General features: G+C 64.2%; 27 protein-coding genes. 18 read left to right on the top strand and 9 right to left on the bottom strand.

Translation table 11 applies throughout. The annotated features are described in order from the left end of the window. The first annotated feature begins 30 nt into the window (after positions 1-30). From mdcA to mdcH, 9 genes are read left to right on the top strand one after another with little or no spacing between them, the layout of a single operon-like run. Positions 31-1,704: a malonate decarboxylase subunit alpha gene (mdcA, locus tag O3299_RS05650; protein ID WP_099664183.1), complete on the top strand. Its 1,674-nt coding sequence runs from the start codon at positions 31-33 to the stop codon at positions 1,702-1,704. A 20-nt stretch (positions 1,705-1,724) separates the two neighbouring features. Next, positions 1,725-2,594 carry a triphosphoribosyl-dephospho-CoA synthase gene (locus tag O3299_RS05655; protein WP_305053120.1) on the top strand — a complete coding sequence of 290 codons (870 nt, stop codon included), beginning with the start codon at positions 1,725-1,727 and terminating at the stop codon, positions 2,592-2,594. Then, positions 2,581-2,889, top strand: coding sequence for a malonate decarboxylase subunit delta (locus O3299_RS05660; protein WP_305051786.1), 309 nt, complete (start codon positions 2,581-2,583; stop codon positions 2,887-2,889). The genes O3299_RS05655 and O3299_RS05660 overlap by 14 nt, the downstream gene beginning before the upstream one ends. Further along, positions 2,886-3,740, top strand: coding sequence for a biotin-independent malonate decarboxylase subunit beta (locus O3299_RS05665; RefSeq protein WP_305051787.1), 855 nt, complete (start codon positions 2,886-2,888; stop codon positions 3,738-3,740). The genes O3299_RS05660 and O3299_RS05665 overlap by 4 nt, the downstream gene beginning before the upstream one ends. Next, positions 3,737-4,549, top strand: coding sequence for a biotin-independent malonate decarboxylase subunit gamma (gene mdcE / locus O3299_RS05670; protein WP_305051788.1), 813 nt, complete (start codon positions 3,737-3,739; stop codon positions 4,547-4,549). Before O3299_RS05665 ends, mdcE begins: the two co-directional genes overlap by 4 nt. Before the next feature lie 54 nt (positions 4,550-4,603). Next, a complete protein-coding gene (madL, locus tag O3299_RS05675) occupies positions 4,604-5,032 on the top strand; it encodes a malonate transporter subunit MadL (protein ID WP_070288196.1) in 429 nt (142 codons plus the stop codon). Beyond that, the gene (madM, locus tag O3299_RS05680) at positions 5,025-5,789 is read left to right on the top strand and encodes a malonate transporter subunit MadM (RefSeq protein WP_305051790.1); all 765 of its coding nucleotides are present in this window, start codon (positions 5,025-5,027) and stop codon (positions 5,787-5,789) included. The genes madL and madM overlap by 8 nt, the downstream gene beginning before the upstream one ends. Then, positions 5,789-6,406 (top strand): malonate decarboxylase holo-ACP synthase, encoded by a 618-nt coding sequence (locus O3299_RS05685; RefSeq protein WP_305061727.1) that lies wholly within the window; start codon positions 5,789-5,791, stop codon positions 6,404-6,406. Before madM ends, O3299_RS05685 begins: the two co-directional genes overlap by 1 nt. Further along, positions 6,403-7,341, top strand: a complete 939-nt coding sequence (mdcH, locus tag O3299_RS05690; protein ID WP_305061728.1) for a malonate decarboxylase subunit epsilon — start codon at positions 6,403-6,405, stop codon at positions 7,339-7,341. Before O3299_RS05685 ends, mdcH begins: the two co-directional genes overlap by 4 nt. Here mdcH and O3299_RS05695 read toward each other — a convergent pair. Beyond that, entirely contained in the window at positions 7,338-9,641 is a 2,304-nt protein-coding gene (locus O3299_RS05695) for a TonB-dependent receptor (RefSeq protein WP_305061729.1), read from the bottom strand. The two genes, mdcH and O3299_RS05695, sit on opposite strands and share 4 nt — an antisense overlap. Positions 9,642-9,963: 322 nt before the next feature. Next, positions 9,964-11,223 (bottom strand): PepSY domain-containing protein, encoded by a 1,260-nt coding sequence (locus O3299_RS05700; protein WP_305051794.1) that lies wholly within the window; start codon positions 11,221-11,223, stop codon positions 9,964-9,966. A gap of 238 nt (positions 11,224-11,461) precedes the next feature. On the opposite strand from O3299_RS05700, the gene O3299_RS05705 reads away from it, so the two are divergent. The 7 genes from O3299_RS05705 (at position 11,462) to O3299_RS05735 (ending at position 16,789) form a co-directional block, all read left to right on the top strand. Further along, entirely contained in the window at positions 11,462-12,292 is an 831-nt protein-coding gene (locus tag O3299_RS05705) for an alpha/beta fold hydrolase (RefSeq protein ID WP_305061730.1), read from the top strand. 11 nt (positions 12,293-12,303) lie between these two features. Continuing rightward, entirely contained in the window at positions 12,304-13,839 is a 1,536-nt protein-coding gene (locus O3299_RS05710) for an ATP-binding protein (protein WP_305061731.1), read from the top strand. Between the two features lie 524 nt (positions 13,840-14,363). Continuing rightward, entirely contained in the window at positions 14,364-14,717 is a 354-nt protein-coding gene (locus O3299_RS05715; RefSeq protein WP_251348942.1) for a hypothetical protein, read from the top strand. 360 nt (positions 14,718-15,077) lie between these two features. Next, a complete protein-coding gene (locus O3299_RS05720; RefSeq protein ID WP_305061732.1) occupies positions 15,078-15,434 on the top strand; it encodes a hypothetical protein in 357 nt (118 codons plus the stop codon). After that, entirely contained in the window at positions 15,428-15,598 is a 171-nt protein-coding gene (locus O3299_RS05725) for a hypothetical protein (protein ID WP_305061733.1), read from the top strand. Before O3299_RS05720 ends, O3299_RS05725 begins: the two co-directional genes overlap by 7 nt. Before the next feature lie 20 nt (positions 15,599-15,618). Continuing rightward, positions 15,619-16,023 (top strand): hypothetical protein, encoded by a 405-nt coding sequence (locus O3299_RS05730; protein ID WP_305061734.1) that lies wholly within the window; start codon positions 15,619-15,621, stop codon positions 16,021-16,023. A gap of 67 nt (positions 16,024-16,090) precedes the next feature. Further along, positions 16,091-16,789, top strand: coding sequence for an aspartate/glutamate racemase family protein (locus O3299_RS05735; protein WP_305061735.1), 699 nt, complete (start codon positions 16,091-16,093; stop codon positions 16,787-16,789). 49 nt (positions 16,790-16,838) lie between these two features. On the opposite strand, the gene O3299_RS05740 is transcribed toward O3299_RS05735, so the two are convergent. The 3 genes from O3299_RS05740 to O3299_RS05750 all read right to left on the bottom strand — a co-directional run bounded on the left by O3299_RS05740 (position 16,839) and on the right by O3299_RS05750 (position 19,800). Next, complete coding sequence (locus O3299_RS05740; protein ID WP_083299622.1) at positions 16,839-18,056, bottom strand: MFS transporter; 1,218 nt, start codon at positions 18,054-18,056, stop codon at positions 16,839-16,841. 294 nt (positions 18,057-18,350) lie between these two features. Beyond that, a complete protein-coding gene (locus O3299_RS05745) occupies positions 18,351-18,767 on the bottom strand; it encodes an SRPBCC family protein (RefSeq protein WP_099664170.1) in 417 nt (138 codons plus the stop codon). 16 nt (positions 18,768-18,783) lie between these two features. Continuing rightward, complete coding sequence (locus tag O3299_RS05750; protein ID WP_289898103.1) at positions 18,784-19,800, bottom strand: aldo/keto reductase; 1,017 nt, start codon at positions 19,798-19,800, stop codon at positions 18,784-18,786. A 102-nt stretch (positions 19,801-19,902) separates the two neighbouring features. On the opposite strand from O3299_RS05750, the gene O3299_RS05755 reads away from it, so the two are divergent. Beyond that, entirely contained in the window at positions 19,903-20,805 is a 903-nt protein-coding gene (locus tag O3299_RS05755) for a LysR family transcriptional regulator (protein ID WP_305061736.1), read from the top strand. Here the strand turns inward: O3299_RS05755 and O3299_RS05760 are convergent. From O3299_RS05760 to O3299_RS05770, 3 genes are all read right to left on the bottom strand, one after another. Further along, positions 20,802-21,275, bottom strand: a complete 474-nt coding sequence (locus tag O3299_RS05760) for a DUF6328 family protein (RefSeq protein ID WP_305051803.1) — start codon at positions 21,273-21,275, stop codon at positions 20,802-20,804. The two genes, O3299_RS05755 and O3299_RS05760, sit on opposite strands and share 4 nt — an antisense overlap. Before the next feature lie 88 nt (positions 21,276-21,363). Next, positions 21,364-22,071 carry a hypothetical protein gene (locus O3299_RS05765; protein WP_305061737.1) on the bottom strand — a complete coding sequence of 236 codons (708 nt, stop codon included), beginning with the start codon at positions 22,069-22,071 and terminating at the stop codon, positions 21,364-21,366. A gap of 109 nt (positions 22,072-22,180) precedes the next feature. Then, complete coding sequence (locus tag O3299_RS05770; RefSeq protein WP_034751103.1) at positions 22,181-22,393, bottom strand: hypothetical protein; 213 nt, start codon at positions 22,391-22,393, stop codon at positions 22,181-22,183. A 260-nt stretch (positions 22,394-22,653) separates the two neighbouring features. On the opposite strand from O3299_RS05770, the gene O3299_RS05775 reads away from it, so the two are divergent. Next, on the top strand, positions 22,654-23,073 hold the full coding sequence (locus O3299_RS05775; RefSeq protein ID WP_034751100.1) for a YidB family protein: 420 nt from the start codon (positions 22,654-22,656) through the stop codon (positions 23,071-23,073). A 178-nt stretch (positions 23,074-23,251) separates the two neighbouring features. Here O3299_RS05775 and O3299_RS05780 read toward each other — a convergent pair whose 3' ends face one another. Beyond that, on the bottom strand, positions 23,252-24,289 hold the full coding sequence (locus O3299_RS05780; protein ID WP_257218619.1) for a LacI family DNA-binding transcriptional regulator: 1,038 nt from the start codon (positions 24,287-24,289) through the stop codon (positions 23,252-23,254). Positions 24,290-24,307: the final 18 nt, after the last annotated feature.

A 24,307-nucleotide genomic window follows, 5' to 3' on the forward strand; every position in this document is an offset into this window, starting at 1 on the left:
CGGGGTTCGATAGCTCATTCCGGAGGCAAGATGTCAACCGCCACAGCAGCGCCAGCGCAGCGGCAAAAACAATGGGACACGCGGCGCACCGAGAAGCGCCGCCGCCTGGAAGCCGTGCGCCAGTACGCGAGCGGCCCCGTGCTGCAACAGGGCGACATGGTCGCCGTGCTCGAAGCGCTGCTTGCGCCGGGCGACCGCGTCGTTCTTGAAGGAAATAACCAGAAGCAAGCCGACTTTCTCGCCCGCATGTTGACCCAGGTCAACCCCGACAAGATCCACCATCTGCACCTGATCATGCCCAGCGTCAGCCTGCCCGAGCACCTGGACTTGTTCGAGCGGGGCATCGCCCGCAAGCTCGATTTTTCGTTTGCCGGCACGCAAAGCCTGCGCATCGCGCAATTCCTGCAGGATGGCTTGCTGGAAGTGGGTGCCATCCACACGTATATCGAGCTGTATGCGCGCCTGTTCGTCGACCTGACGCCCAACGTCGTCATGGTGGCCGGCTACATGGCCGACCGCCAGGGCAATCTGTACACGGGCCCCAGCACCGAGGACACGCCCACCCTGGTCGAATCGGCCGCCTTTCGCGACGGCATCGTCATCGCCCAGGTGAACCAGATCGTCGACGACGTGAGCGACTTGCCCCGGGTCGATGTGCCCGGCTCGTGGATCGATTTCGTCGTGCAGTCCGACAAGCCGTTCTTCATCGAACCCTTGTTTACCCGCGACCCGCGCGTCATCAAGCCCGTGCACGTGCTGATGGCCATGATGGCGATCCGCGGCGTGTATGAAAAACACCAGGTGCAGTCGCTCAATCACGGCATCGGTTTCAATACGGCCGCCATCGAACTGATTTTGCCCACCTATGGCGAGCAGCTGGGCTTGAAGGGCAAGATTTGCCGCAACTGGGTGCTCAACCCGCATCCCACCCTGATTCCCGCCATCGAGACGGGCTGGGTCGAGAGCGTGCACTGCTTCGGCGCGGAGCTGGGCATGGAAGGCTATGCGGCCGCCCGGCCCGACGTGTTCTTCACGGGCCGCGACGGCTCCATGCGCTCGAACCGCGCCCTGTGCCAGCTGGCGGGCCAGTATGCGGTCGACCTGTTCATCGGCGCCACCCTGCAGATGGATGGCCTGGGCAATTCGTCCACCGTCACCAACGGCCGCCTGGCCGGTTTCGGCGGCGCGCCCAACATGGGCCACGATCCGCACGGCCGTCGCCATCCGACGCCCGCCTGGCTGGACCTGATCGAGACGGACGACCCGCTCGCGCGCGGCAAGAAGCTGGTGGTGCAGATGGTCGAAACGTTCCAGGACGGCGGTCAGCCGACCATCGTCGAATCGCTCGACGCCGTGGCCGTGGGCCAGGCCAGCGGCATGCCGCTCGCGCCCGTGATGATCTATGGCGACGACGTCACCCACGTGCTGACGGAAGAGGGCATCGCCTACCTGTACAAGGCCCGCTCGCTCGACGAACGCAAGGCCATGCTGGCGGCGGTGGCCGGCGTGACGCCCATCGGCCTGCGCCACGACCCGAAGACGACGGCGAAACTGCGCGCCGACGGCCTGATCGCGCTGCCCGAGGATATCGGCGTGCAGCGGGGAGCGGCGAACCGCTCGCTGCTGGCCGCGAAAAGCATCGCCGACCTGGTCGAATGGTCCGACGGCCTGTATCAACCACCCGCCAAATTCAGGAGCTGGTAATGATGACAATGATGACCACAATGATGACGACAGTGCCGGTGCAGGTACGCCCTGCGGCCCTGGCGCGCCAAGTGCTGCAGGCGCTGCTCGATGAAGTGACCCTGACGCCGAAACCGGGCCTCGTCGATTTGCGCAGCCGTGGCGCCCACGCCGACTTGAACTGGGCCCTGATGTGCCACTCGGCCTGCGTGCTGCAGCCCGTGTTTGCCGCCATGGCGCAGGCAGGCTGGGAAAGTGACGATGACGACGACCTGCGCCAGCGCATCGGCGCCATCGGCCGCGACGGCGAAGCGCTGATGCTGGCAGCCACGGGTGGCGTGAACACGCACCGGGGCGCCATCTGGGCGCTGGGCCTGCTGGTGACGGCGGCGGCGCAGCAGGGCGCGCGCGGCGCGTCGCTGGCGCCGCAAGCCGTGGCGGCGCGGGCCGGCGCGCTGGCCCGCTTGCACGACCGTGGCGCGCCTGGCGCCACCGGCAACAAGGGCGAGCTGGCGTGCCGCCAGTATCAGGTCGATGGTGCACGGGGCCAGGCCCGCGCCGGTTTCCCCCTGGTGACGGGTGCGGGACTGCCCGCTTTGCACGCCTCGCGCTTGCGCGGCGACAGCGAGACGACGGCGCGCCTGAACGCCTTGCTGGCCATTCTCCGCTGCCTGGACGACACCTGCGTGCTGTCGCGCGGCGGCGAGGCGGCCTTGCTGGCACTGCAAACGGGTGCGGCGCGGGTGCTGGCCGCCGGCGGCGCGGCCACGGCTGCCGGCACCGAGGCGCTGCTGGCGCTGGAAGCGGTGGCGCTGGATCGCGGCGTGTCGCCGGGCGGCGCGGCGGACTTGCTGGCGGCCACCCTGTTCCTCGATCGATTGACAGAAGGAGAAGCGCATGGAAACGCGTGACTATACATTCCCGGCCGGGCCAGCGGTGGCGGGGCGCGCCCTGGCCGGCGTCGTCGGTTCGGGCGACCTGGAAGTGCTGCTGCAGCCGGGCGACGATGGCGTGACCCGCATCGTCGTCAACACCTCCGTCGATGGCAAGGGCGCCGTGTGGGATGCGCTGTTGCAGCGCGTCTTCGGCGGCGAGCCGCTGCCGGCGGCGGCCATCGTCATCAACGATTGCGGCGCCACGCCGGGCGTGGTGCGCATGCGCATCGAGCAAGCGTACGAAGAATTGCAAGCGGGGAGGGCGGCATGAGCACATTGCAACAATTGCTGGAGCGCGACAGCTTCATCGAGCGGGGCGCGCGCAGCCGGGCCAAGGCCTTGCTGGACTCTGGCAGCATGCGCGAACTGCTCGATCCGTTCTGCGGCATCGCTTCGCCCTGGCTGCCGAAACAAGGCGTGACGGCGCAGGCGGATGACGGCGTGGTGGTGGCCAAGGGCCTGTTCGACGGCCAGCCGGCCGTGGTGCTGGCCATCGAAGGCGCCTACCAGGGCGGCAGCATGGGCGAAGTGGGCGGCGCGAAGATCGCCGGCGCGCTGGAACTGGCGGCGCGCGACAACCGCAACGGCGTGCCGACGCGGGCCGTGATCCTGTTCGAAACGGGCGGCGTGCGCCTGCAGGAAGCCAACCTGGGTCTGGCAGCGATTGCCGACATCCATGCGGCCATCGTCGACTTGCGCCGCTACCAGCCCGTGATCGGCATCACGGCCGGCACCGTGGGCTGCTACGGCGGCATGTCGATCGCGGCGGGCCTGTGCAGCTACCTGGTCGTCACGCGCGAGGCGCGCCTGGGTCTCAACGGCCCGGCCGTGATCGAGCAGGAGGCGGGCGTGGACGAATTCGACTCGCGCAACAAGCCCTTCATCTGGAGCCTGACGGGCGGCGAGCAGCGTTTTAAGAGCGGCCTGGCCGACGCCTATGTGGAAGACGACACGGCGCAGATGCGCGCCACCGTGGCTGCATTGTTCGCGCGCGGCGTGCCGGCGCAGCACCGCAGCGACCAGGCGGAAGGCTACCTGGCCCGCCTGGCGCAAGTCGACGCCGGCCCGCAAGCCACGCCGGAAGCCGTACGTTTGATCTACAGCAAAGGAGCAGCAGCATGAACGCCATTACCGACACGAGCCGCGGCGCCGTCTGGCTGGCGGCACTCACGAACAACGCTGCGCCGCTGGACGGCTATCCGCCCTCGGTGCGAGTGGTCGACGCGCCGCTGGCGGGCGAAGCGGCGCGCTACCTCGCCGTGCTGCCCGATCCGGACAACCGTTTTACGCGCGCCCGCACGGGTGAAATCGGCCTGGTCGAGGCGTGGCAGCTGGCGCGCGCCGTGCAGCAGGTGCTTGCCGAGGACCGCGACCTGGCGGTGAAACGGCCCATCGTCGCCGTCATCGACGTGGCCAGCCAGGCCTACGGCAGGCGCGAAGAAGCGTATGGCATCCACCAGGCGCTGGCCGGCGCGGCGGGCGCGTATGCCGAGGCGCGCCTGGCGGGCCATCCCGTGATCGGCCTGATCGTCGGCAAGGCCATGTCGGGCGCCTTCCTCGCCCACGGCTACCAGGCCAACCGGCTGATCGCGCTCGACGACCCGCAAGTGATGGTGCACGCGATGGGCAAGGCGTCGGCCGCGCGCATCACCCTGCGCACCGTGGCAGCGCTCGAAGCGCTGGCCGCCACCATCGCGCCCATGGCCTACGACATCAGGAACTACGCCACCCTGGGCCTGTTGTGGCAAACCTTGCGGGTGGCGCAGCCGGACGGGCCGTCGGAGCTTGATCTGGCGCAAGTGCGCGCCAGCCTGCAGGCGGCGCTGGCCGATATCCGCGCCGATCCGGAGCGGGGACTGGCCAGCCGCCTGGGCGCGCCGCACCGCCAGGCGTCGGCAAGAGTCAGGGAGGTGCTGGGGCAGCAGTGGTAGGTGCAACAACAGAGAAGACATCAAGTCATTCCTATTCCTATAACGGAGACAATCATGATCATTTACGGAACCGCATTGCTGGCACTGTGCCATTTGCTCGGCATCTTCCTGGGCGACCTGCTCGGGCAGCTGATGGGCGTCAAGACCAACGTGGGCGGCGTGGGCATCGCCATGCTGCTCTTGATCTGCGCCCGGCTCTACATGCAGCGCCGCGCGTGGCTGCCGCAGATGACGGAGCGGGGCGTCGAATACTGGGGCGCCATGTATATTCCCGTGGTGGTGGCCATGGCGGCGCAGCAGGACGTGGTCGCAGCCCTGCGCGGCGGGCCCGTGGCCGTGCTGGCCGCCATCGGTTCCGTGCTCGTGTGCGGCGCCGTGATTTCGTTGATTAACCGGTCGGAAAGCCCCGCTGCCATCGCTGCCGCCGAAGCCGACCGCGTGCAAGCCGACTCGATGCTGATGAAGGAGCACCGTCATGCTTGAAATCTTTGAAAAAGCCGCCATCCACAATGGCCTGGTGACGGCCTTCGCCTTCGTCGGCCTGATCATGCTTGTCTCGGTGACGCTGTCGAAATACCTGACCCTGGGCCGCGTGCACGGCTCGGCCATCGCCATCGTGATCGGCCTGGGCCTCGCGTACTGGGGCGGCGTGCATAGCGGCGGCCACAAGGGCCTGGCCGATTTGTCGCTGTTCGGCGGCATCGGCCTGATGGGCGGCGCCATGCTGCGCGACTTCGCCATCGTCGCCACGGCCTTCGAGGTGCAGGCGACGGAAGCGCGCAAGGCTGGCCTGATCGGCGTCGTGGCGCTGCTGCTGGGCGTGGTGCTGCCTTTCCTCGTCGGCGCCGGCGTCGCCTACGCGTTTGGCTATTCGGACGCCGTCAGCATGACCACCATCGGCGCCGGCGCCGTCACGTACATCGTCGGCCCCGTCACGGGCGCGGCCATCGGCGCCAGCTCGGACGTCATGGCGCTCAGTATCGCGGCAGGCCTCATCAAGGCCATCCTGGTGATGGTGGGCACGCCCGCCGCTGCGCGCTTTTTGCGCCTGAAAACGCCCCGTTCGGCGATGGTCTTCGGCGGCCTGGCCGGCACCGTCAGCGGCGTGTCGGCCGGCCTGGCCGCCACCGACCGCAAGCTGGTGCCGTATGGCGCGCTGGTGGCCACGTTTCATACGGGCCTGGGCTGCTTGCTGGGACCATCGCTGCTGTTCTTCGCCGTCAAGGCGGTGGTGGCTTGATGGACGCCAGGCGCGCGCATGACTTGCTGTGGGTGTCCGGCCTGCCGGACGACGCATGCTTGCCCGCCTGGGCCGACGCAACCTGGCTGCAGGCGGCGCCGCTGGTGGTGCGGCGCGCCAGCAGCGCGCCCGGACGCATCCCCGTGGGCTTGCGCGGTCGGCTGCGCAGCGAACGGCATGCGTGCGAAGTGGAGTCTTCCGCCGTTCTGCGCCGCGTGACGCCGGAAATGCTGGCGCAGCTGGCGCACACCCCGCCGTCCGGTTTTGACTGTACTGCGCTCGATGCGCTGCGGCTGGTGGCGCCGCTGCTCGACGCCACGGGCTGGGCCTGGGGCCCGACGGGCGGCGTGGGCTTCGCCCTGGCGAGCGGCTTGCCCGTGCTGCGCGCCGACAGCGACCTCGATCTCGTGCTGCGCATCGCCGCGCCGCCGGACGCCGCGCAGGCCGACGCCCTGCGCGCCATCGCCGCCACGGTCACGGCGTGCCGGCTGGATCTGCAGATCGACACGGGCCATGGCGGCTTTGCGTATGCGGAATGGGCGGCGGGCCGGGGCAGGGTCTTGCTGAAAACGGACCACGGTCCCGTGCTGACGGCCACGCCCTGGGAGCGTGCATGAGCGTATTGTTTACCTTTTCCGGCCAGGGCGCCCAATATCCCGGCATGCTGCATGCGCTGCCCGACGATGCGGCCGTGGCGGCGGCCCTGGCCGAAGCGGCTGAAGTGCTGGGCCAAGATTCCCTGGCGCTGGACACGGCCGAAGCGCTGGCCTCGACGCGGGCCGTGCAACTGTGCCTGCTGATCGCGGGCGTGGCGATGGCGCGTTCGCTGGCGGCGCGCGGCGCGCTGCCCGACATGGTGGCCGGCTTTTCCATCGGCGAGTATGCGGCGGCCGTCGTCGCCGGCGCGCTCGATTATGCGGATGCCGTGCGCCTCGTGGCCCGGCGCGGTGAGTTGATGGAACGGGCGTATCCGGCCGGCTACGGCATGGCGGCCATCATCGGACTTGATCTGGCGCAACTCGAATCGTTGCTGGCACAAGTGCATGGCGCCGCGAACCCCGTGTATGTCGCCAACCTGAATGCGCCGCGCCAGATCGCCATTGCCGGCAGCGAGCCCGCCTTGCAAGCCGTGATGGCGCTGGCCCTGGCGCAGGGCGCCAGCAAGGCCAAGCGCCTGGCCATCAGCGTGCCGTCGCATTGCCCGCTGCTGGAAGGCGCGGCGATCGACATGGCCGCCGTTTTTGAGGGCGTGACCGTGCGCCGTCCCTCGCTCGTCTACCTGAGCAGCAGCGCGGCGCGCGCGCTGTTCGACCCGGCCCGCATCCGCGACAGCCTGGCCGCCAACATGGCGCGGCGCGTACAGTGGACCAGTACCGTACGCCTGGCGTGGGAGCGGGGCGCCCGGCTGGCGCTGGAAATGCCGCCGGGCAGCGTCCTGACGCGGCTGACGGCGCCCGATTTCACGGACGGCGTGGCCGTCTGCTGCGAAGGCAACCGGGGCGACAGCGTGCTGGCGCTGGTGCGGCGGGAGCGCAACGGCAGCGTGCCTTAAAGCCTGGCGCTCAAGCCAACTTGAAAGCCACGGCCCGGCAAGGGCGCGATGTATTTCAGTGGAGAATTGTGCGGTCTGGCATCCGCATCGAGCAGGTTGCTGCCGCTGATAAACACGTCGAGGCCTGCAAACGGCGAATTGGCTACCTGCAGGGCGCGGCTCACCTGGAAGTTCACCATGGTGTAGCCGTCGAGCGGCACTTCCTCGCTGACACTCTTGCCCAGGTACTTTTGCTTGTCATACCGGGTGCCGGACAGCCTGGCCTTCCACCCCTTGTTTTCCCACTGTGCATTCGCGCCATAGCGGTTGGTGGGCATATTGGGCAGGTATGCCCCGTCGTTGTGCGCGCGCAGCTTGTCCGGATTGTCCGCCTTGTTCTTGACGAGGTCGGCAAATGCGGACAGGTTCAGTTTTCCGTAGCTGCCAAGCTGCACGGCCTGGGAGGCGTCGATCTCGAAGCCCCTCACCGTCGTATCCGTCTGCTTCCAGTACTTCAAGGGCAGGCGATTGGCCATCTGGGCGCCCGAGTGGCCAAGGTAGAGATAGTTCTCGTACTTCATGACGTAACCGGTGGCCGACAGCTGGAAGCCGCGGTTGGCGAACAGGCCGGTGAGCTCGGTATTCTTCGCGCGCTCGGCCTTCAGGTTCTGGTTGCCTTCTTCCTGGGTCATGATCGAATAGTGGCGGTTGCTTGCATATAATTCATTGACGTCGGGCGCTCTTTCCGACGATGAATAGCGCAGCTTCGCGCCGAACAGCTGGCCAAGCTTGGCCGAGGCGCCCAGGCTATAGCTGTTCAGGCTGAATGACCTGTCCTCGAGTCGGGAGTTGCCCGCATTCCTCGACGTCTTGAAGCCGCTCTTGCGGATCTCGTGCTCCACTTTTTCATGGCGCAAGCCCGCGTCGAAGGTGGCCCAGTCGACATCGAGGCTTTCCTTGAGGAACAGCGCGCGGCTGACCGTGCTCGCGTCGGGAAGGTACAGCTGCGGCCCGCTGCCGGCGATATCCCTGGCCTTGTGGCTCAAGCCCAGCATGCCGCTCAAGGGGCCTGCGCGCCGGTGCGCCAGCAGAAGCTCGGCTTGATTCGTGTCGAATTGGTAATCGTTCGCCTTGGTGGAACCCAGGCGCTCTCCCGACGCATTGTTCAGGCGTGACATGCGCAGTTGCACGCTTTCAAGATACGCAACGGGGCTGGACAGCCGGGCTTCCAGCGCATATCTATCCTGCTTGATCACGACGCCGACGGGCAAGCCCTCGTCATAATTCGCCCCGAACGACTTGTTTTCCATGGAAAAGCCCGGCACGCCATACTCGCTTTCCTTGGAGTCGAGGCTGACGGCCACGTAGCCCTGGTCGAAAAAGTAGGTGGTGCCGACGGCAAAGTGGGCATTGCTGGCATGGCTGTTGCCCAGGGTGCCGTGGTAATCGGGGGTGACGTCCTTGTTGATCTTGCTCTGGGTCATCGACGGCGTACCCGGTACGTAGGCTGGATTGGCCGGATTGACGTAGGTCTTGCGCTGCCAGACGGAGGTGGGATTATTGGTGTAGAAGGAAAAATCACCGTCCGCCCAGTCCGGATTTTCCTTCATGAACTGGTCGATAAACGGTTGCGACGCCTTGTTGTAGATTTGCTGGATGCGCGCTTCCTTCTGGCAACTGTCGGCCAGGAAGGTGTTGACACCGCCGGTTGCAGGGAAGAGCTGGCTGTTGCACGCGCCGGCCTTGCTGTTGCCGGGAATATCGTAATGCCCGATCTTCTGGAAGGACAGTTGCAGATTCGTCGAGAAGCGCTTGCCATCGTTGAAGTTTGCGCGCAAGCCTTGCGCGTCGGCATCGTTAAAGCCTTTGCGCAGGATCAACTCCACGTCCTTTTGCTTGTCCTCCATCTTCCTGGAAACGATGCCGGAATCGACGTCGACGCTGCCGCCGATGGCATTGCCGCCGAAACGCACGCTATCGGACGATTTGTTCACCGTCACGCTGCGCGCGAACAGCGGATCGAAAGGGATGTTGATGTCGCCGCTGAGCGCATTCATGCCGAGGATGGACTGGCCATCTTCGAGGATCTGCACGCGGCTGCCGCTCAGGCTGCGTATCACCGGCGCGCCCGCATTCGGCCCGAAGGCGCTGCTTTGCACGCCCGAGACATGCTCGAGCATGCCGCCCAGGGTCCGGTTCTGGGCTTGCGTATTCTCGACGAGGACGACGCTGTCGATGCTGGAAGGCCGGTCAGCCCGGACCTTGATGGTTTGCAGGGTGACGTCGTCCGCCGCGTAAGCGAGCGGGGCAGTGGACAGCATGGCAGCTGCGAATACGTGATGGCGCATAGGACTTTCTAAAAAGGCGGAAGGTGGTGCTGGACGCAGGCCCGGCGTGAAGGTATAAATGCAATTGAGTTGCAATAATAGCTTGCGCCTGATGCTATTGCAAGTAAACTGCATTTGATGGCGTCGGCGGACTGGCGCACGGAAGCTGCGCAGCGCAGGCAGCCGGCATGTGCCGGCTACTGGGTTGGAAAGGGGGGAGGTGTGCTGCTCTTGCGCGTTGCGCGTGATCAGGCCGCTGGCAAGGTGTGCGGCGCAGACTGCATTGGTCCGCCTGCGCCGTGATGGAGTCGCTGCTTCAGGTGAAGTTCGCTGGCTTTTTCGCCTGCAGCCGGCGCGCGCGCCGTTTTCTTTCCCAGATGACGATGCCCGTCACGGACAGCATGGCCACCATCAGGCCCATGCAGGACATCAGTATGCGTCCCGGCAAGCCGAGGATGCGGCCCGAGTGCAGGGGGAATTGCAGTTGCACGAAGACGTCGGCGGCCGTGCCTTCCCACGGCTTGTGCTGGCCGATGATGCTGCCGTCCATGCCGTCGACATACAGGTTCGACAGGCCCATGCCGGCCGCGCCGAATTCGTCGGCCGGATCGAAGAACGAGACGTTGTAGAACGAATAATTGCCGCCATAATAAATGCCGCCGATGGGCGCCGTGATGCCGCGCTGCGCGGCTTGCTTTTTGGCAATCTCCACCGCTTGCTCGAAGCCGATTGCGGGCGTGATATACGTGCCGTAGGGCGCCGGCACCTGCGTTTCGTACGGTCCCGGCGTGGTGGTGGACACGAGCGACATGACGGGATAAAACACTTCGCGGTACAGGTTCAGCGAGAACGAGGTAAACGCGACGACGATGATGGCGGGCCATACCCACAGTCCGCCCGCGCGGTGCAGATCGAAATTGAGCTTGTAGCCGCCGGCCGCCCAGCGCAGCACCCACGACGGTTTCCACCGCTGCCACCAGCTGGCGGCGTCGCGGTGGCGCGGCGCCTCGTCCTGCGCGCGCGGTCGCAGGCGACGCGGCGTGGTCAGATAAAACGCCACCATGCTGTCGAGCAGCCACACCAGGGCTACCGTGCCCATCAGCCAGTAACCCCAGCGGTCCGTACCCCAGAAGGCGGGCACGTGCAGGCTGTAATGCAGGTGGCGCAAAAATGGCATCAGGCTGCGGCGCGACAGGGAAATGGCGGTCGAATCGCGCGTGCCCGTGATCTGCGCCGTGACGGGGTCGATGTAGACGGTGTTGTAGTCGAGCACGAACGGCTTGTTCGTGGCCGGGTCCGTCAACGGACGCACCATGAAGGCCCCTGCATGGCCTTCTTCCAGGCCCAGGGTCATGTAATTGACTTCCACGCGCGGGTCGGCGGCGGCGACTTTTTGCGCCAGCGCAAACGGCAACTGCAGGGGGCCGCGGCCCGGCGTGTCCATGATGTCGGCGTTGAGCCATTCGTCCAGTTCGTGGTCCCACGACGTGACGGCGCCCGTGAGGCCCGCGACGATGAGGAAGAGGGCGATGGTCAGGCCGGCCCAGCGGTGTATGACAGTCCAGAAAGCGCGCATGCGGTACAAACCTTCAACATAAAACCGGCTTGTTGCCGCCAGCAGGCGCCACGGGGGCGCACAGGGAAAAGCCAGGCACACGCCTGCTATTTTGATAATGGGAATCGTTCTCATTATCCGCCGTGGCGTGGCGTTTGTCCAGCGCCAATGGTGTTGCCCAGGGTCAAATGGCGCATGCTAAGATGCTAGCAAGAAGTTAATTTACATTCCACATGGAAATATTCAAGGCTGAGGCGGCATGCGCATAGAAGACCGGAACAATGTCCGCATTCGCGAATGCAGCAGTGCGCCACAGGCGGGCGCCGCTGCCACCATGGTGTTCATGCATGGCTTTGGCTGCGACCAAACCATGTGGCGTTACCTGGAGCCGCTGTTTCGTGCGCGCTACCGCACCGTGCTGTTCGACCTGGTCGGCAGCGGCGCTTCCGACCTCAGTGCCTATGATTTCGATAGCTACGCGCGGCTCGACGCGCATGGCGCCGATTTGCGCCAGGTCATCCATGTCGTCGGCGGCGGCCCCGTCATTTGCATCGGCCATTCCGTCAGCGCCATGAGCGCCTTGCTGGCCAGCATCGCCGAGCCGGAGTTGTTCGCCGCGCAAGTCATGCTGGCGCCGTCGCCATGCTATGTCGACGATGCGGCGGCCGGCTACCGGGGCGGCTTCAGCCGTGCCGATATCGACGACTTGCTCGATGCCATGGACAGCAATTACCTGGGCTGGTCCGCCGGCATGGCGCCTGCCATCATGGGCGCGCCAGGGCAGCCGGCGCTGGGGCAAGACCTGGCGAACAGTTTTTGCCGCACCGACCCCGTCATCGCCCGGCATTTCGCGCAAGCCACGTTCTTGTCCGACCACCGCGCCGTCTTGCCGCAGAACAGCACGCCGACCCTGATCGTGCAATGCAGCGACGACTTCATCGCGCCACCTTGCGTGGGTGTGTACTTGCGTGAAATGTTGCCGCACAGCACCCTGCACGTGCTCGAAAATGTGGGCCATTGTCCGCACATGAGCGTGCCCGACGCCAGCTACCGCGCCATCCGCCACTTTCTCGACGGCCAACACCTGTAATGCGCGACACGATGCCTTCCTTGCCTGACGCCGCTACCCTGTTCCAGCACGCAGCTTGCGGCTTGCTGCTGTGCACGGCCGACGGCACCATCGTGCAGGCGAACGCCACCTTTTGCGGCTGGCTCGGCTATGGCGCCGGGGAGTTGCTCGGGAAAAAGAAACTGCAGGACTTGCTGACCATCGGCGGGCGCGTATTCCACCAGACGCATTGGCTGCCGCTGATGCAGGTGCAGGGCAGCGTGTCGGAAATCCTGCTCGACATGCGCCAGCGCCAGGGGCAGTCCATCCCCATGCTGTTCAACGCCGTGCGCCGCGAACATGATGGCGTGCGTTATGACGAGATCGCCGTGTTTGTCGCCAGCGACCGGCGCAAGTATGAACAGCAGTTGCAGCTGGCGCGCAAGGAGGCTGGCGAGCTCAACGAGCAGCTGGCGGCCGCCGACCGGCGCAAGGACGAGTTCCTGGCGACCCTGGCGCACGAGTTGCGCAATCCGCTGGCGCCCATGCGCAACGTGCTGGAAGTGTTGCGCCTGGCGCAACTGGACGACCCGCAGCTGCGCTGGGCCCGCGACGTGCTGGGCCGGCAAGTGGGGCACATGACGCACCTGGTCGACGATTTGATGGAAGTGTCGCGCATCACGCAGGGGCGTTTGGAACTGCGCCGCGCCAGCGTGGAACTGGCGCCCGTGGTGGAGGCGGCCCTGCACAGCGTGGCGGAGTTGGCGGTGCAATCCGGCCACAAGGTGCTCGTGGAGCAATGGCCGCAAGCCATCTGGCTCGACGCCGATGCCACGCGCCTGGGACAGATGATCGCCAACCTGCTGACGAACGCCATCAAGTACACGCCCGCCAACGGCGTCATCGGGCTGGAAGTGGCATGCACGGACAACGACGTGCACATCAGCGTGCGCGATTCGGGCATCGGCATTGCGCCCGAGCACCTGGACACGGTATTCGACCTGTTTTCGCAGCTGGAACCGGCCCTGTCGCGGGCCCAGGGCGGCCTGGGCATCGGCCTGTCTCTCGTGCGCGGCCTGGCCGAGTTGCATGGCGGCAGCATCAGCGCGCACAGCGATGGCGTGGGGCAGGGCAGCACCTTCGCCTTGCGCCTGCCGCTGCCTGCCGTACCCTTGCAGGCGCCGCCCGAACCCAACCGCCGCTTGCTGGCCGGCACGCGCGAAGGCAAGGTGCTGGTGATCGATGACAGCGCCGACGCGGCCGAAAGCCTGGCGCTGGCGCTTGACATCCTCGGCTATGACGTGCGCACGGCCTACGACGGCGCGGCGGGCATGGCAGCGGCACAAGTTTTCATGCCGCAAGTGATCTTGCTCGACATCGGCTTGCCGCACATGAATGGCTACGACGTGGCGAGACTGTTGCGCAGCCAGCCCTGCGGCAAGGACGCCATCCTCGTGGCCGTCACGGGCTGGGGTCAGGACAAGGACCGCCAGATGGCGTCCGACGCGGGCTTTGATTTACATCTGACCAAGCCCGTGGATTTTTATGAGCTCGATGCGGTGCTGCAGAAGATGCTGCAAACGAGCTGAGTTGCCGTAGCGCCATCCTGCCCGCCTGCGGCGCCCATCACATCCCCTGTTTTCTTTCTTTTCATTATCTGTTTCCGTTGATATACCTCTATTGTTTGCGGTAAATCAAACACGGAATTTCAATGTTATAAATAAAAGAAATTTCATTTAAAAATTAAATGTTATTAATGGATAGATTTTAAATATTATTAAAAATAATTTGACTTGCGAAAATAAACGAAATATCCTCACTTCGTGGTTGCGGTAATGGGGGGCAAAAAACATCATTGGTCATCAGACGTATTATCTTATCGATAGATTTGGTGATTTATTGATATATTTTGTGTATTTTAAATCGATACATTTCGCGTATTTTTATGCACCAGTGATGGAGTCCGATTACGCCGCGAGCGCTGCCGGAAACCTGAATGGGTCTTCATTATTTCATCGCACAAAGGATAGTTGTAATGTTTAATTCCATTCCAAATAGGGGTAAAATCATGGCAACAATTAATGTACTGGTAGCGGTCAATGTTGGTCAGGCAGTGGCACAAAAAAATCTGAGCAAGTATGTCTTCATGGTCGATACGACCGGCTACTCGGGCAATGGCAACGAAGGCGGCAATGAACTGGTGACAACGTGCAAGAACGGCGACACCATCGTCTGGAACGTGAGCTCGCTGGACCCGGCCGAACAAGTTTCCATCCACAACTTCGATGGCACCGCCATCACCAGCGGCATGATCAATCCGGCGCCTTACCCGCAATATGACAGCACCGTATGGGGTGGCCGCGTCAATGCCAAAGGCAGCAATGTGCAATATACGATAACCTTGTTGTTGGCGGGCAATACTCTGCTGACCTTCGATCCATTCATCGTGGCGTCGAATCCGCAATAATCGGGCAAGGGCCATGTTCGGCATGCCGCGCGCATGGCCTGTTTTGATGTTTCTTTAAATGAATACTTTCCAGATAAACCTGGATTTTCCATTTTTGTGAATCGTTTTTTTCCTGTCCCGAATAAATTCCCCGCTATGCGGCAGTGTAATTAATCGCTCCTCCCTCTCTTTTCTATCGAAGCGTTCCCATTCCTCCCGCTCATTATCCGGCACGGGCTTTCCACTGTCCGTCGTATAATATGCCAGCCATACTCTTCGTTCCGCGTGCCGGGCACCGTTCGCCGTTTATGGCAATTGGCCGGGCCGGAGTCGAATCATTATGTGCATTGACGTCCATTTATGCGCACGGGAAAAATAACAATGGAACAATTGACGGAACTTGAGCTGGAATGCTTTCAGCTGCGCCATGGCGATGGCCCGACGGACCGCTGCGTGGACTGGGCCGTGGAGCGCTTGCGCCTCGACCAGGAAGGCGACGACCTGGAAGTCGTGCTGCTGGCCAGCGCCCAGGGCCGCGACGAGGTGCTGCCGCTGGCCGAGGCCATCATCGCGCGCTACCGGGGAGCGCAGCGGCTCAGTGAACAATTCCTGGCCGGAAAATACATCGTCGAACTGCGCGCCGCCTACCTGGCGGGCCGGGAAGCGCGGCGTCGCTCGATGCCATCTTTACCCGCCTGTACCCGGCGCTCGATTATCCCGACTGGCTGGTCATGCTGAGCCGCAATTGCGAGTATGCGACGGATGTAGCCGATTTCGAGCAGCCATTCGAGGATGAATTCCGCTATATCGCCAGCCTGTGGGCGCAGGCGGATAGCCTGGCCGCGTTCGAGCGCGAATACAGCCGCGAGACATCCAGCCAACATGATGCGGCAAGCGTTTGATTGTGCCAAATGGCTGCAATATGAAAAAAATCGATATTTTTGTCTGTTCCGACGCCGAGATGCACGCATGTGCCAGCTGGCAGGATGCCTTCGATTCCTTTCCCGTCACGGGCATTGCCTTGCCCGGCGAACTAGATTTTGCGTCGCTGGGGCAATTGCTGACCCACTCGGAAGCGCCTGCCATCAGGCCCGTGTCTATCCCGGGGCGTGAGCTTTACGTGTTTGCGCATGCCATGGGGCAGGTTCTCGAGCGGCTGACGGCCGACGACTTGGCCGATATCGCGGTGGCATGGGCGCAGACGGCGCCATGGGCCGGGCTGGATGTCAATCCCTTCGATCTGGCCGGATTTCCGATGGAGTTGCAATCGATCTGGCATCAATCCGCCACGCCGGACAAGGCGCTGTTTGCGTGGATCGACGCCTAAGGTCGGCATGCGCGTGGCGGGCGGCCGCTATCGTATAATTTGCGCAATTCTTTTCGCTGGGAATAATGTGCAAAACAAGACTATCGGTTTACTTGGCGGCATCGGCTGGGCTTCGACCCTCGAGTACTACCGGCTTCTCAATGAAATGCTGGTGGCGCGCATCGGGCCAGCACACAGCGCGCGCATCATGCTGGTCAGCATGGACCAGGCCGATTTCGTCGCGCACGCAGCGCAGCCCGATTCCCATGCCATTGAGCAATTCCTTGTCGGGGAAGGGCAGCGCCTGCGAGACATGGGCGCGGACTTCTTCCTGCTGTGCGCGAATGGCGCGCACCGTTTCGCGCCGGCCGTCGTGCCGCGGATCGGCTTGCCTTTTATCAGTATCGTCGAGGAAACGGCAAAGCGGGTGCAGCAGTCGGGCATACGCAAGGTGGGTTTGCTTGGCGTCAAGCAGACGATGGCGGGCCGCTTTTATCACGATGCGCTGGAGCAGCGCGGTATCACCACGGTGACACCCGAGGCGGCCGACCAGGACATCCTCCACGACCTGATCTATACGGAACTGGTGCAGAATATCTTTACCGACGCCAGCCGGAAGATTTTCCTCGCCATCATCGAGAAACTGCGGCGGCAAGGCGTGCAGGGCGTGATTTTGGGATGTACGGAGATACCGCTGCTGATCCAGCAGGGCGATGTGGACTTGCCGCTATTTAATACCACGGCCATTCATTGCGAGGCGGCGGTGGCGTTTGCCATCGAAGATTAAGCGCTGGCAACAGAGCGGCTGCCTGGGCAGGCTGCCGCTCTCGTCAGCATCAAGCCGGCTGCGCGCCGCTCACATTCCGGCTGCGGTTTTCCACCAGCACGGAGATGCCGAGAACGACGATGCCGCCGCAGGCCAGCATGGCGCCCACCCAGCCCGTCGAGCGCAAACCCATGCCCATGGCGATGGCGATGCCGCCGGCCCAGGCGCCCAGGGCGTTGGCGATGTTGAAGGCGGAATGGTTGAGGGCGGCCGCCACGGTTTGCGCGTCGCCGGCCACGTCCATCAAGCGCGTCTGCACGGCCGGGGCGACGGCGATGCCGGCGCCGATGGCGAACAGGTTGATCGCCGTCAACCAGACATTGCTGCTGGTATAAGTAAAGGCGGCCAGCGCGGCCACGTTCCACAGCAGCACGCCGAAGATGGTCCACAGGCGCGAGCGGTCGGCCAGCCAGCCGCCGATCAGATTACCCACCGTCATGCCGATGCCGATGATGGCCAGCAAGATGGAAATGACGAGCGGCGACACTTTCGTCACTTCCAGCAGGGTTGGCGTAATAAACGTGTAGACGGCGAACATGCCGCCGAAGCCGATCGCCACCATCAGCAGGGTCAGCCACACTTGCAGGCGGCGGAACACGCCCAGTTCGCGGCGCGGGCTGGAATCGCCGGCGGCCACCATGGGCACGAAGATGCGCACCATCAGCATGGTCAGCAAACCCAGCGCGGCGACGAGCAGGAAGGCCGAGCGCCAGCCGAGGGTCTGGCCGATGTAGGTTGCCAGCGGCACGCCGAAGATATTCGCCACGGTCAAGCCCATCAGGACGCGGGCCACGGCCTGGCCGCGCCGGTCCGGTTCGGCCAGCGCGGCCGCCACCAGCGCCGCCACGCCAAAGTAGGCGCCGTGCGGAATGCCGGCCACGAAGCGGGCCACCACCAGCAAGCCATAATTTGGGGCGATGGCGCTGAGCAAGTTGCCGCCAGCGAACATCAGCATCAGACAGATCAGCATCAGGCGGCGCGGCATGCGCGCCAGGAAGATGGTGATCAGGGGCGCGCCGATGACCACGCCCAGCGCGTAGGCGCTGATCATGTGGCTCATCTGCGGCAAGGTCGTGCCCAGGTCGTCGGCCACCACGGGCAGGATGCTCATGGAGGCGAACTCGCCCGTGCCGATGGCGAGGCCGCCGATGGCCAGGGCCAGGTCGGCGTATCCAGCGCCAAAAGGCGCGGTGACGCGCGGAATCAGGGGATCTACGGAGGCGTGCATGTTCTTGTTAGTTGGGTAAAGAATGACAGGGCGGAGGGGCGCGCAGTAGCCCAGCCGGAGGTGGCAATGCGCCACCAGAGTCGACGGATGGCCGGTATTTTCGGGCTAGAAGAGCTGCCCAAAGACAACATTGTAAGAGATTCGGGCAAGCTCTGCAGGGCGCCGGCTAAAATCTGCTGCACTGCACACAACAGCGATTGCTCTTGTTGTTAACGATAACACGGAATCGGCGCGATTCCGCCACAGGGAGAGCGAAGAAAGCCTGGCTGTGGCGGAAATGGTCTTCCTTGCGTATTACTTCGCTAACGATTGCTGCAGCGCTTCCAGTCCCGCCACATAAATGCCGTGGAACAGGTCCGTCACTTCCTGCTCGCTCACGCCCACGGGCGTGAAGCGGCCCGACCAGGTGACCCGCGCGCCATCGCTGCCGGCAAGTGGTTCCACTTTCAGGGTCGACAGGTAATCGGCGGCGGGAAACGGCGCCTGCAGGATGGAATAGCTGTAGCTGCGCGCCGTGTTGTCGTACGCTTCCAGTTGCTCGACGATGACGTCGCCGGCCGGGTTGGCCAGGTGGCGGATGCGGCCCCCTGCGCTCAAGGTGCTGCTGGGAATATAGGGCAGCCAGTCGGGCAGGGCATTGAAGCCGCCGATCAGTTGCCATACTTGCGCCGGCGTGGCGGCGATGTCGATCGAGGTGGTGGTGTGTGCCATCTGCATTCCTTATCTATTAGTTGGCGCCGGTTGGCAGCGGGGCGAATGGCGACACGAGTTGCTCGGCGCGCATGTCGTGCCAGAAGGCGGCGGGGATGACGGCGTGTAACGCTTGCTGGTCTTCGGCCAGGCGTTCCGGACGGCTGGCGCCGGGAATCACGGCAGCCACGGCCGGATTGGCCAAGGAAAATTGCAGGGCGGCAGCCTTGACGCTGACGCCGTGGCGCGCAGCAATCGCCTTGATACGTTCTACTTTGGCAATGATTTCGGGCGAAGCCTTCTGGTATTCGAAGTGCGCGCCGCCGGCCAGGATGCCCGAGCTGTAGGGGCCGCCCACGACGATGTCGACGTTCTGTTTTGCCGCGGCCGGCATCAGGCGCTGCAGCGCACGTTCATGGTCGAGCAGGGTGTAGCGGCCGGCCAGCAAGAAGGCGTCCGGCTGGGCTTCCGCCAGGTCCAGGGTCAGTTCCAGCGGTTCCACCTTGTTGACGCCCACGCCCCAGGCCTTGATGACGCCTTCTTCGCGCAAGCGGGTCAGCACGCGGAAGGCGCCCGTGCGGGCAATCTCGAATTGCGCCAGCCAGTTGTCGCCGTGGAAATCCTGGGCGATGTCGTGCACCCAGACGATATCGAGGCGGTCCGTATCCAGACGTTTCAAACTGTCTTCGATCGAACGCAGGGTGGCGTCGGCCGAGTAGTCATCGACGATCTTGTTCTTGCGGCCAAATTCGAACAAGCCCCCTTTTTCGCCCAGTTCGCGGGCGGCCGGGTCTTCCAGTTCGTCGAGGATGAGCCGGCCGACCTTGGTGCTGAGCACGTAATCGTCGCGGCGGCGCTGCTTCAGGGCGGCGCCCAGGCGCAACTCGGCCAGGCCGGCGCCGTAGAACGGGGCCGTGTCGAAGTAGCGGATGCCCGATTCCCAGGCCGCGTCGACGGTCGCCAGCGCTTCCTGTTCCGGAATGTTGCGGAACATATTGCCCAGCGGCGCCGTGCCGAAACCCAATTTGCCTGTCAGTAAGTGTTTGATTGTCATGGTGTTTTCCTTCAATGAGTGAGTCAGTGCAGACAGAATAGCTGGACAAGTTAAGCCTGTCCAAGACATAATTGGCGTAACTTGAGTCCTGAAAGGTCTGACATGCTGGACATACGCCAATTGCAATACTTCATCGCCGTCGCCGAGGAAGAACACGTGGGGCGGGCCGCCGAGCGCCTGCATATTTCCCAGTCGCCGCTGAGCCGGCAGATCGCCCAGCTCGAAGACCGGCTGGGCCTGACCCTGTTCGAGCGCAGCGCCCAGCGCATCCGCCTGACGCGCGACGGCCACACCTTCCTGGCCGAAGCGCGCGCGTTCATTACCCACGGGAACCGCCTGGAAGCGCTGGCGAAACGCCTGGGGCGCGGCGACGAGGGGGGCCTGTGCATAGGCTACATCGAAAACGCCATGCATGCGGGCGTCTTGCCGGAGGGGCTGCGCGCCTTGCGCTCCACGCGGCCGCAAGTGCACGTGGCCCTGTACAACCTGCATTCGGCCGAGCAGATCGAGGGCTTGCGCCAGCGCAGCCTTGATATCGCGCTGCTGTGCGAGCCGCCGCTGCCGAACGACGCGGACCTCGATTGCGCGCAAGTGCTGAGCGACCCCATGCTGCTGGCCTTGCCCGCGACGCATCCGCTGGCGGCCAAGGCCCAGCTGACCCCGGACGACCTGGCGGGCCAGGAGTGGATCGCCGTGCTGCACAAGGAAAGCGTGCTGAAACACGATAACTTCATCGCCGCCTGCGCGCGCGCCGGTTTTACGCCCGATATCCGCATGGAAGCAACAGAGCCGCTGACGGCGCTGGGCCTGGTGGCGGCCGGACTGGGCATGGCCATGATCCAGCACAGCCTGCGCCAGCACGCGCCGGCCGGCGTCGTCGTGAGGGAATTGCCGTGGTTCAGCTACCGCACGCCATTGTGGCTGGCCTGGCACAAGGTCAATCTGCGTCCGCTGGTGGGGATTTTCCGGGAAACCTTGCTGCAGCAGGCGGGCGTGGCCGCTTAAATCTTTTTGCCGTGCTTCAAGTGCAAGGGCAGCCACCACCACATGCAAATGATGAGCGTGCCCATCAGCACGCAGGCGACGATGCCTGCGACGTGGCCGAACACTTCCGACATCACCAGATTGGTGCCGAGGATGAACGCCAGCGCCAGGGAAAAGGCGCCGCACATCATGATGCGGTCGGCCACGCGCTTGAAACGCTCGCGGTCTTGCAGGGGGCGCATCACGCGGTGCTGGATGGCTGGCGCGCTGAGCAGCACCAGGCTGGTCATGGATAGGAAAAACGTCAGCAGGAAGACGATTTTTTCCGCCTGCACGATCTTCGCGAAGCCGCCGTTGAAGGGCAGGATGATGAGGAAGGCCGTCAGCATCTGCGCGCCCGGCAAGAGGATGCGCAATTCGCTGAGCAGGTCGGACAAGTCGCCTTCCTCGCCTGCTTGATTATTGTCGTCATGTGGCGGGGTGTGCGGCATGGCGCTATTCCTGTTGGTGGCGATGGGGCCAGTCTACGCACAGGCGGCCGGGCCGACTGTGGGCGGGCGCACCTTCGGAAGCATTGCGTCAGAACCAGTGCGGGTAGCGTTGGCGCAGCCGCCACAAGGGCGTCGAGACGATGGCCGTGGGACTGTGCGAGGCGTCGTGGCCGCAATGGCCGCAACTGTGGCGCCGGTGCGGCGCCAGCGCGAAGTCGCCCAGGTCCAGGTGCGGGTGGCCGCAGCGGGCGCAGTCGCTGCAGCCCAGCGGCGCGCCAGCCTGCAAGGCGGCGGCGAACGCCTGCGCGGCGGGCGGCGTGACATTCAGTTGCACTATGTCGGGAGGAAACAGGCCGGGCAGGGCGCGGCAGTCGATGGTCAGGGCTGGCAGGTCGCGGCTGAACAGGGCGCCGCCGTCATTGGCCCGGGCGCGCAGTTGCAGCAGGCCATCATTGCCCAGGCGCAGGGTGCTGGCGTGGAATTGCGTGGGGTCGAACAATTCCGGATACAGCACATAGCCCATGGGGCGGGCGTGCTGGCGGCACTGCATGGGCTGCGTGGATGGGCAGGCGGCCAGATCGGCTTGCGTGCCCCAGTAGCACTGGTGCGTGCGGCACCATTGGCGCGCCGCGCCATTGCGAAATTTTCCAGCGGGCAGCAGATCGCACACGATGATGGCGTCCAGTCCCGCGCCGGCGCGAAAATGGCCCGTGATGTGGGACGTGGTGACGGCAAGACGGCCCGTGCTCGCGTGCAGGGGCCAGCAGATGCCGGGCAGGGTCAGCGGCGTGGCCAATGGCGCCTCCGCGCGGCTATCGGCTTGCCAGCCGCCCGCCGGCCTGAAGCAAAAAACCCGCCGGTTGGGGCGGGCTGTGCTGACGGGGATGCCTGAGGCATGGCCCGGTCTATTCTTCCGTATCGGCCAGGGTGACGATGGCGCGCGCCCACTTCGAGTATTTCAGGTTTGCCAGGTCGCGCACGGTCTTGATATTGAATGCCTGCTTGAGCAGCTCCGCATCCTTCTCGCTCACGCCTTGCAGCGCATCGACGGGTGCATCAGCGATTTCCTTGAACGTCTTTTTTTCGTAAGCCTTGTCTACCGCTTTATTGATGTTCATGTGTTGATACTCCTCAGTAAGTGGGAAAATTAATTCTACACGTTTTTGAGAACCGTCAATTTACGCTTGCAAGTTGTGCTGAACTAAATATGATGGAGGTGGGCGCCTCGACAGTGAGGCCGTCTGTGCGTTCGCCTTGAGATTGTAATTATGTCACTGTTATTATTCATAGTATAATGATTTCCATGGCGGAGAATGGTCTGCGCCATGCCGGACACCGCGGTCACGCGGCACCAATCGATAGCGTTCAGGAGAATACGATGAGTTTGCTAGATCAACTTGCAGGACAGGCGATGAGCGCTTTGGGCAATAAAAGTGCTGACGGGGAAGCCCCATCGGGATTGATGGCCAGCGTGATGGACCTGGTCAACCAGCATGGCGGCTTGCCCGGCCTGCTGCAGAAATTCCAGGAAAGCGGCCTGGGCGACCAGGTGGCCAGCTGGATCGGCACGGGCGCCAATGCACCCGTCTCCGGCGAACAGATCAAGGATGCGCTGGGCAGCGACACGATCACCCAGATCGCTGAAAAAGCGGGCGTCGCCCCGGACGCGGCCTCGGGCGGCCTGGCAGCCTTGCTGCCCCAGCTGATCGACAAGCTGACCCCGGACGGTCAGGTGCCGGAAGGCAACGACCTCGTCAGCCAGGGCTTGAATATGCTCAAGGGCAAGATCTTCGGTTGATTCCCTGGTCTTGCAAGTGAAAAACCTCGCAGCGATGCGAGGTTTTTTTATGTGCAAGGTTTCTGGGGGATCAGAGTTAACGTCGGAAAAACGCCTGTGGCTAGGCGCCGCCCCGAAGACAGTACGCGAGTACGGCGAAGGACAAGAGTAACCCCGGCAACAACGCCACGGGCGTTTTTCAGGCGGCGGCCATTATTCCCAGGCGCTGCGCCATATACGCCGGTTCGCTGGTCAGTCTGGCCGTACTCCCTTCCACCAGATACGAGCAATACCGTCTCCGCTCGGCGCTGCCGCCGCGCCGTTCCATCAGCTCGCCCAGCATGGCGACGGCATCGGCGGCCATCTTTTGCACGGGCTGGCGCAGGGTGGTGATGTCGTAGCTGAGCCAGCCGGACGCTTCCAGCGCGTCGAAGCCGGCCACCGACATTTGCAGCGGCACCTGGATGCCCATCTGGTGGCGCGCCGTGTCCAGGCAGCCGATGGCCATGATGTCATTGCCGCAAATGACGGCGTCCGGCACACGGCCCAGGCGGTCGATGACCTTGCGCAAGCCCCGTCCGCCGCTGGCGTAGTCGTAGTTGCCGCTGACGACGATGGGCGCGGGCAAGCCCAGGGTCAGCAGCCGGTCCAGCATGCCGGCCTTGCGCTCCTGCGCGACGGCCGAATCGCCGGGGCCGTCGATGATGGCGAACTGGCGGTGGCCCGCTTCGGCCAGGCGCGAGACGAGCAGGCGCGCCGCTTCGCCCTGGTCGCACAGCACGGCGTGCACGGCGTGCTCGCGCGGGCTGCGGTTGAACAGCACCAGGGGCACGTCGCGCCGGCCGAATTCGGCCATCTGCTCATCCGACAGGCAGGCGGCCACGACGGCGCCGTCGACCTGGTATTGCCACACATCGCTGAGGGCCTTGCCGATATCCGCTTCGCGCTCCAGGGTAAACAATAACAGGCGCTTGCCCTGGCGGGCGATGTGCTGGCTCAGGTCGGACAATACTTGCGGATAGTACAGATTGGCCAGGTTGGAAATGATGACGGCCACCAGGTTCGAGCGGCGCGTGATCAGGCTGCGCGCGGCCGCGTTGGGGATGTAGTCGAGGCTGATGGCCGCCTGCATGACCTTGGCGTGGGTGGCTTGCGAGATGCTGGCGCCCGGCTTGAAGCAGCGCGACACGGCCGATTGCGACACGCCGGCCAGCAAGGCCACGTCATACGAGGTCACGCGCCGTCCGGCGCCCGG

The organism is Janthinobacterium sp. SUN176, from assembly GCF_030587335.1.
GTDB lineage: Bacteria > Pseudomonadota > Gammaproteobacteria > Burkholderiales > Burkholderiaceae_D > Janthinobacterium > Janthinobacterium kumbetense.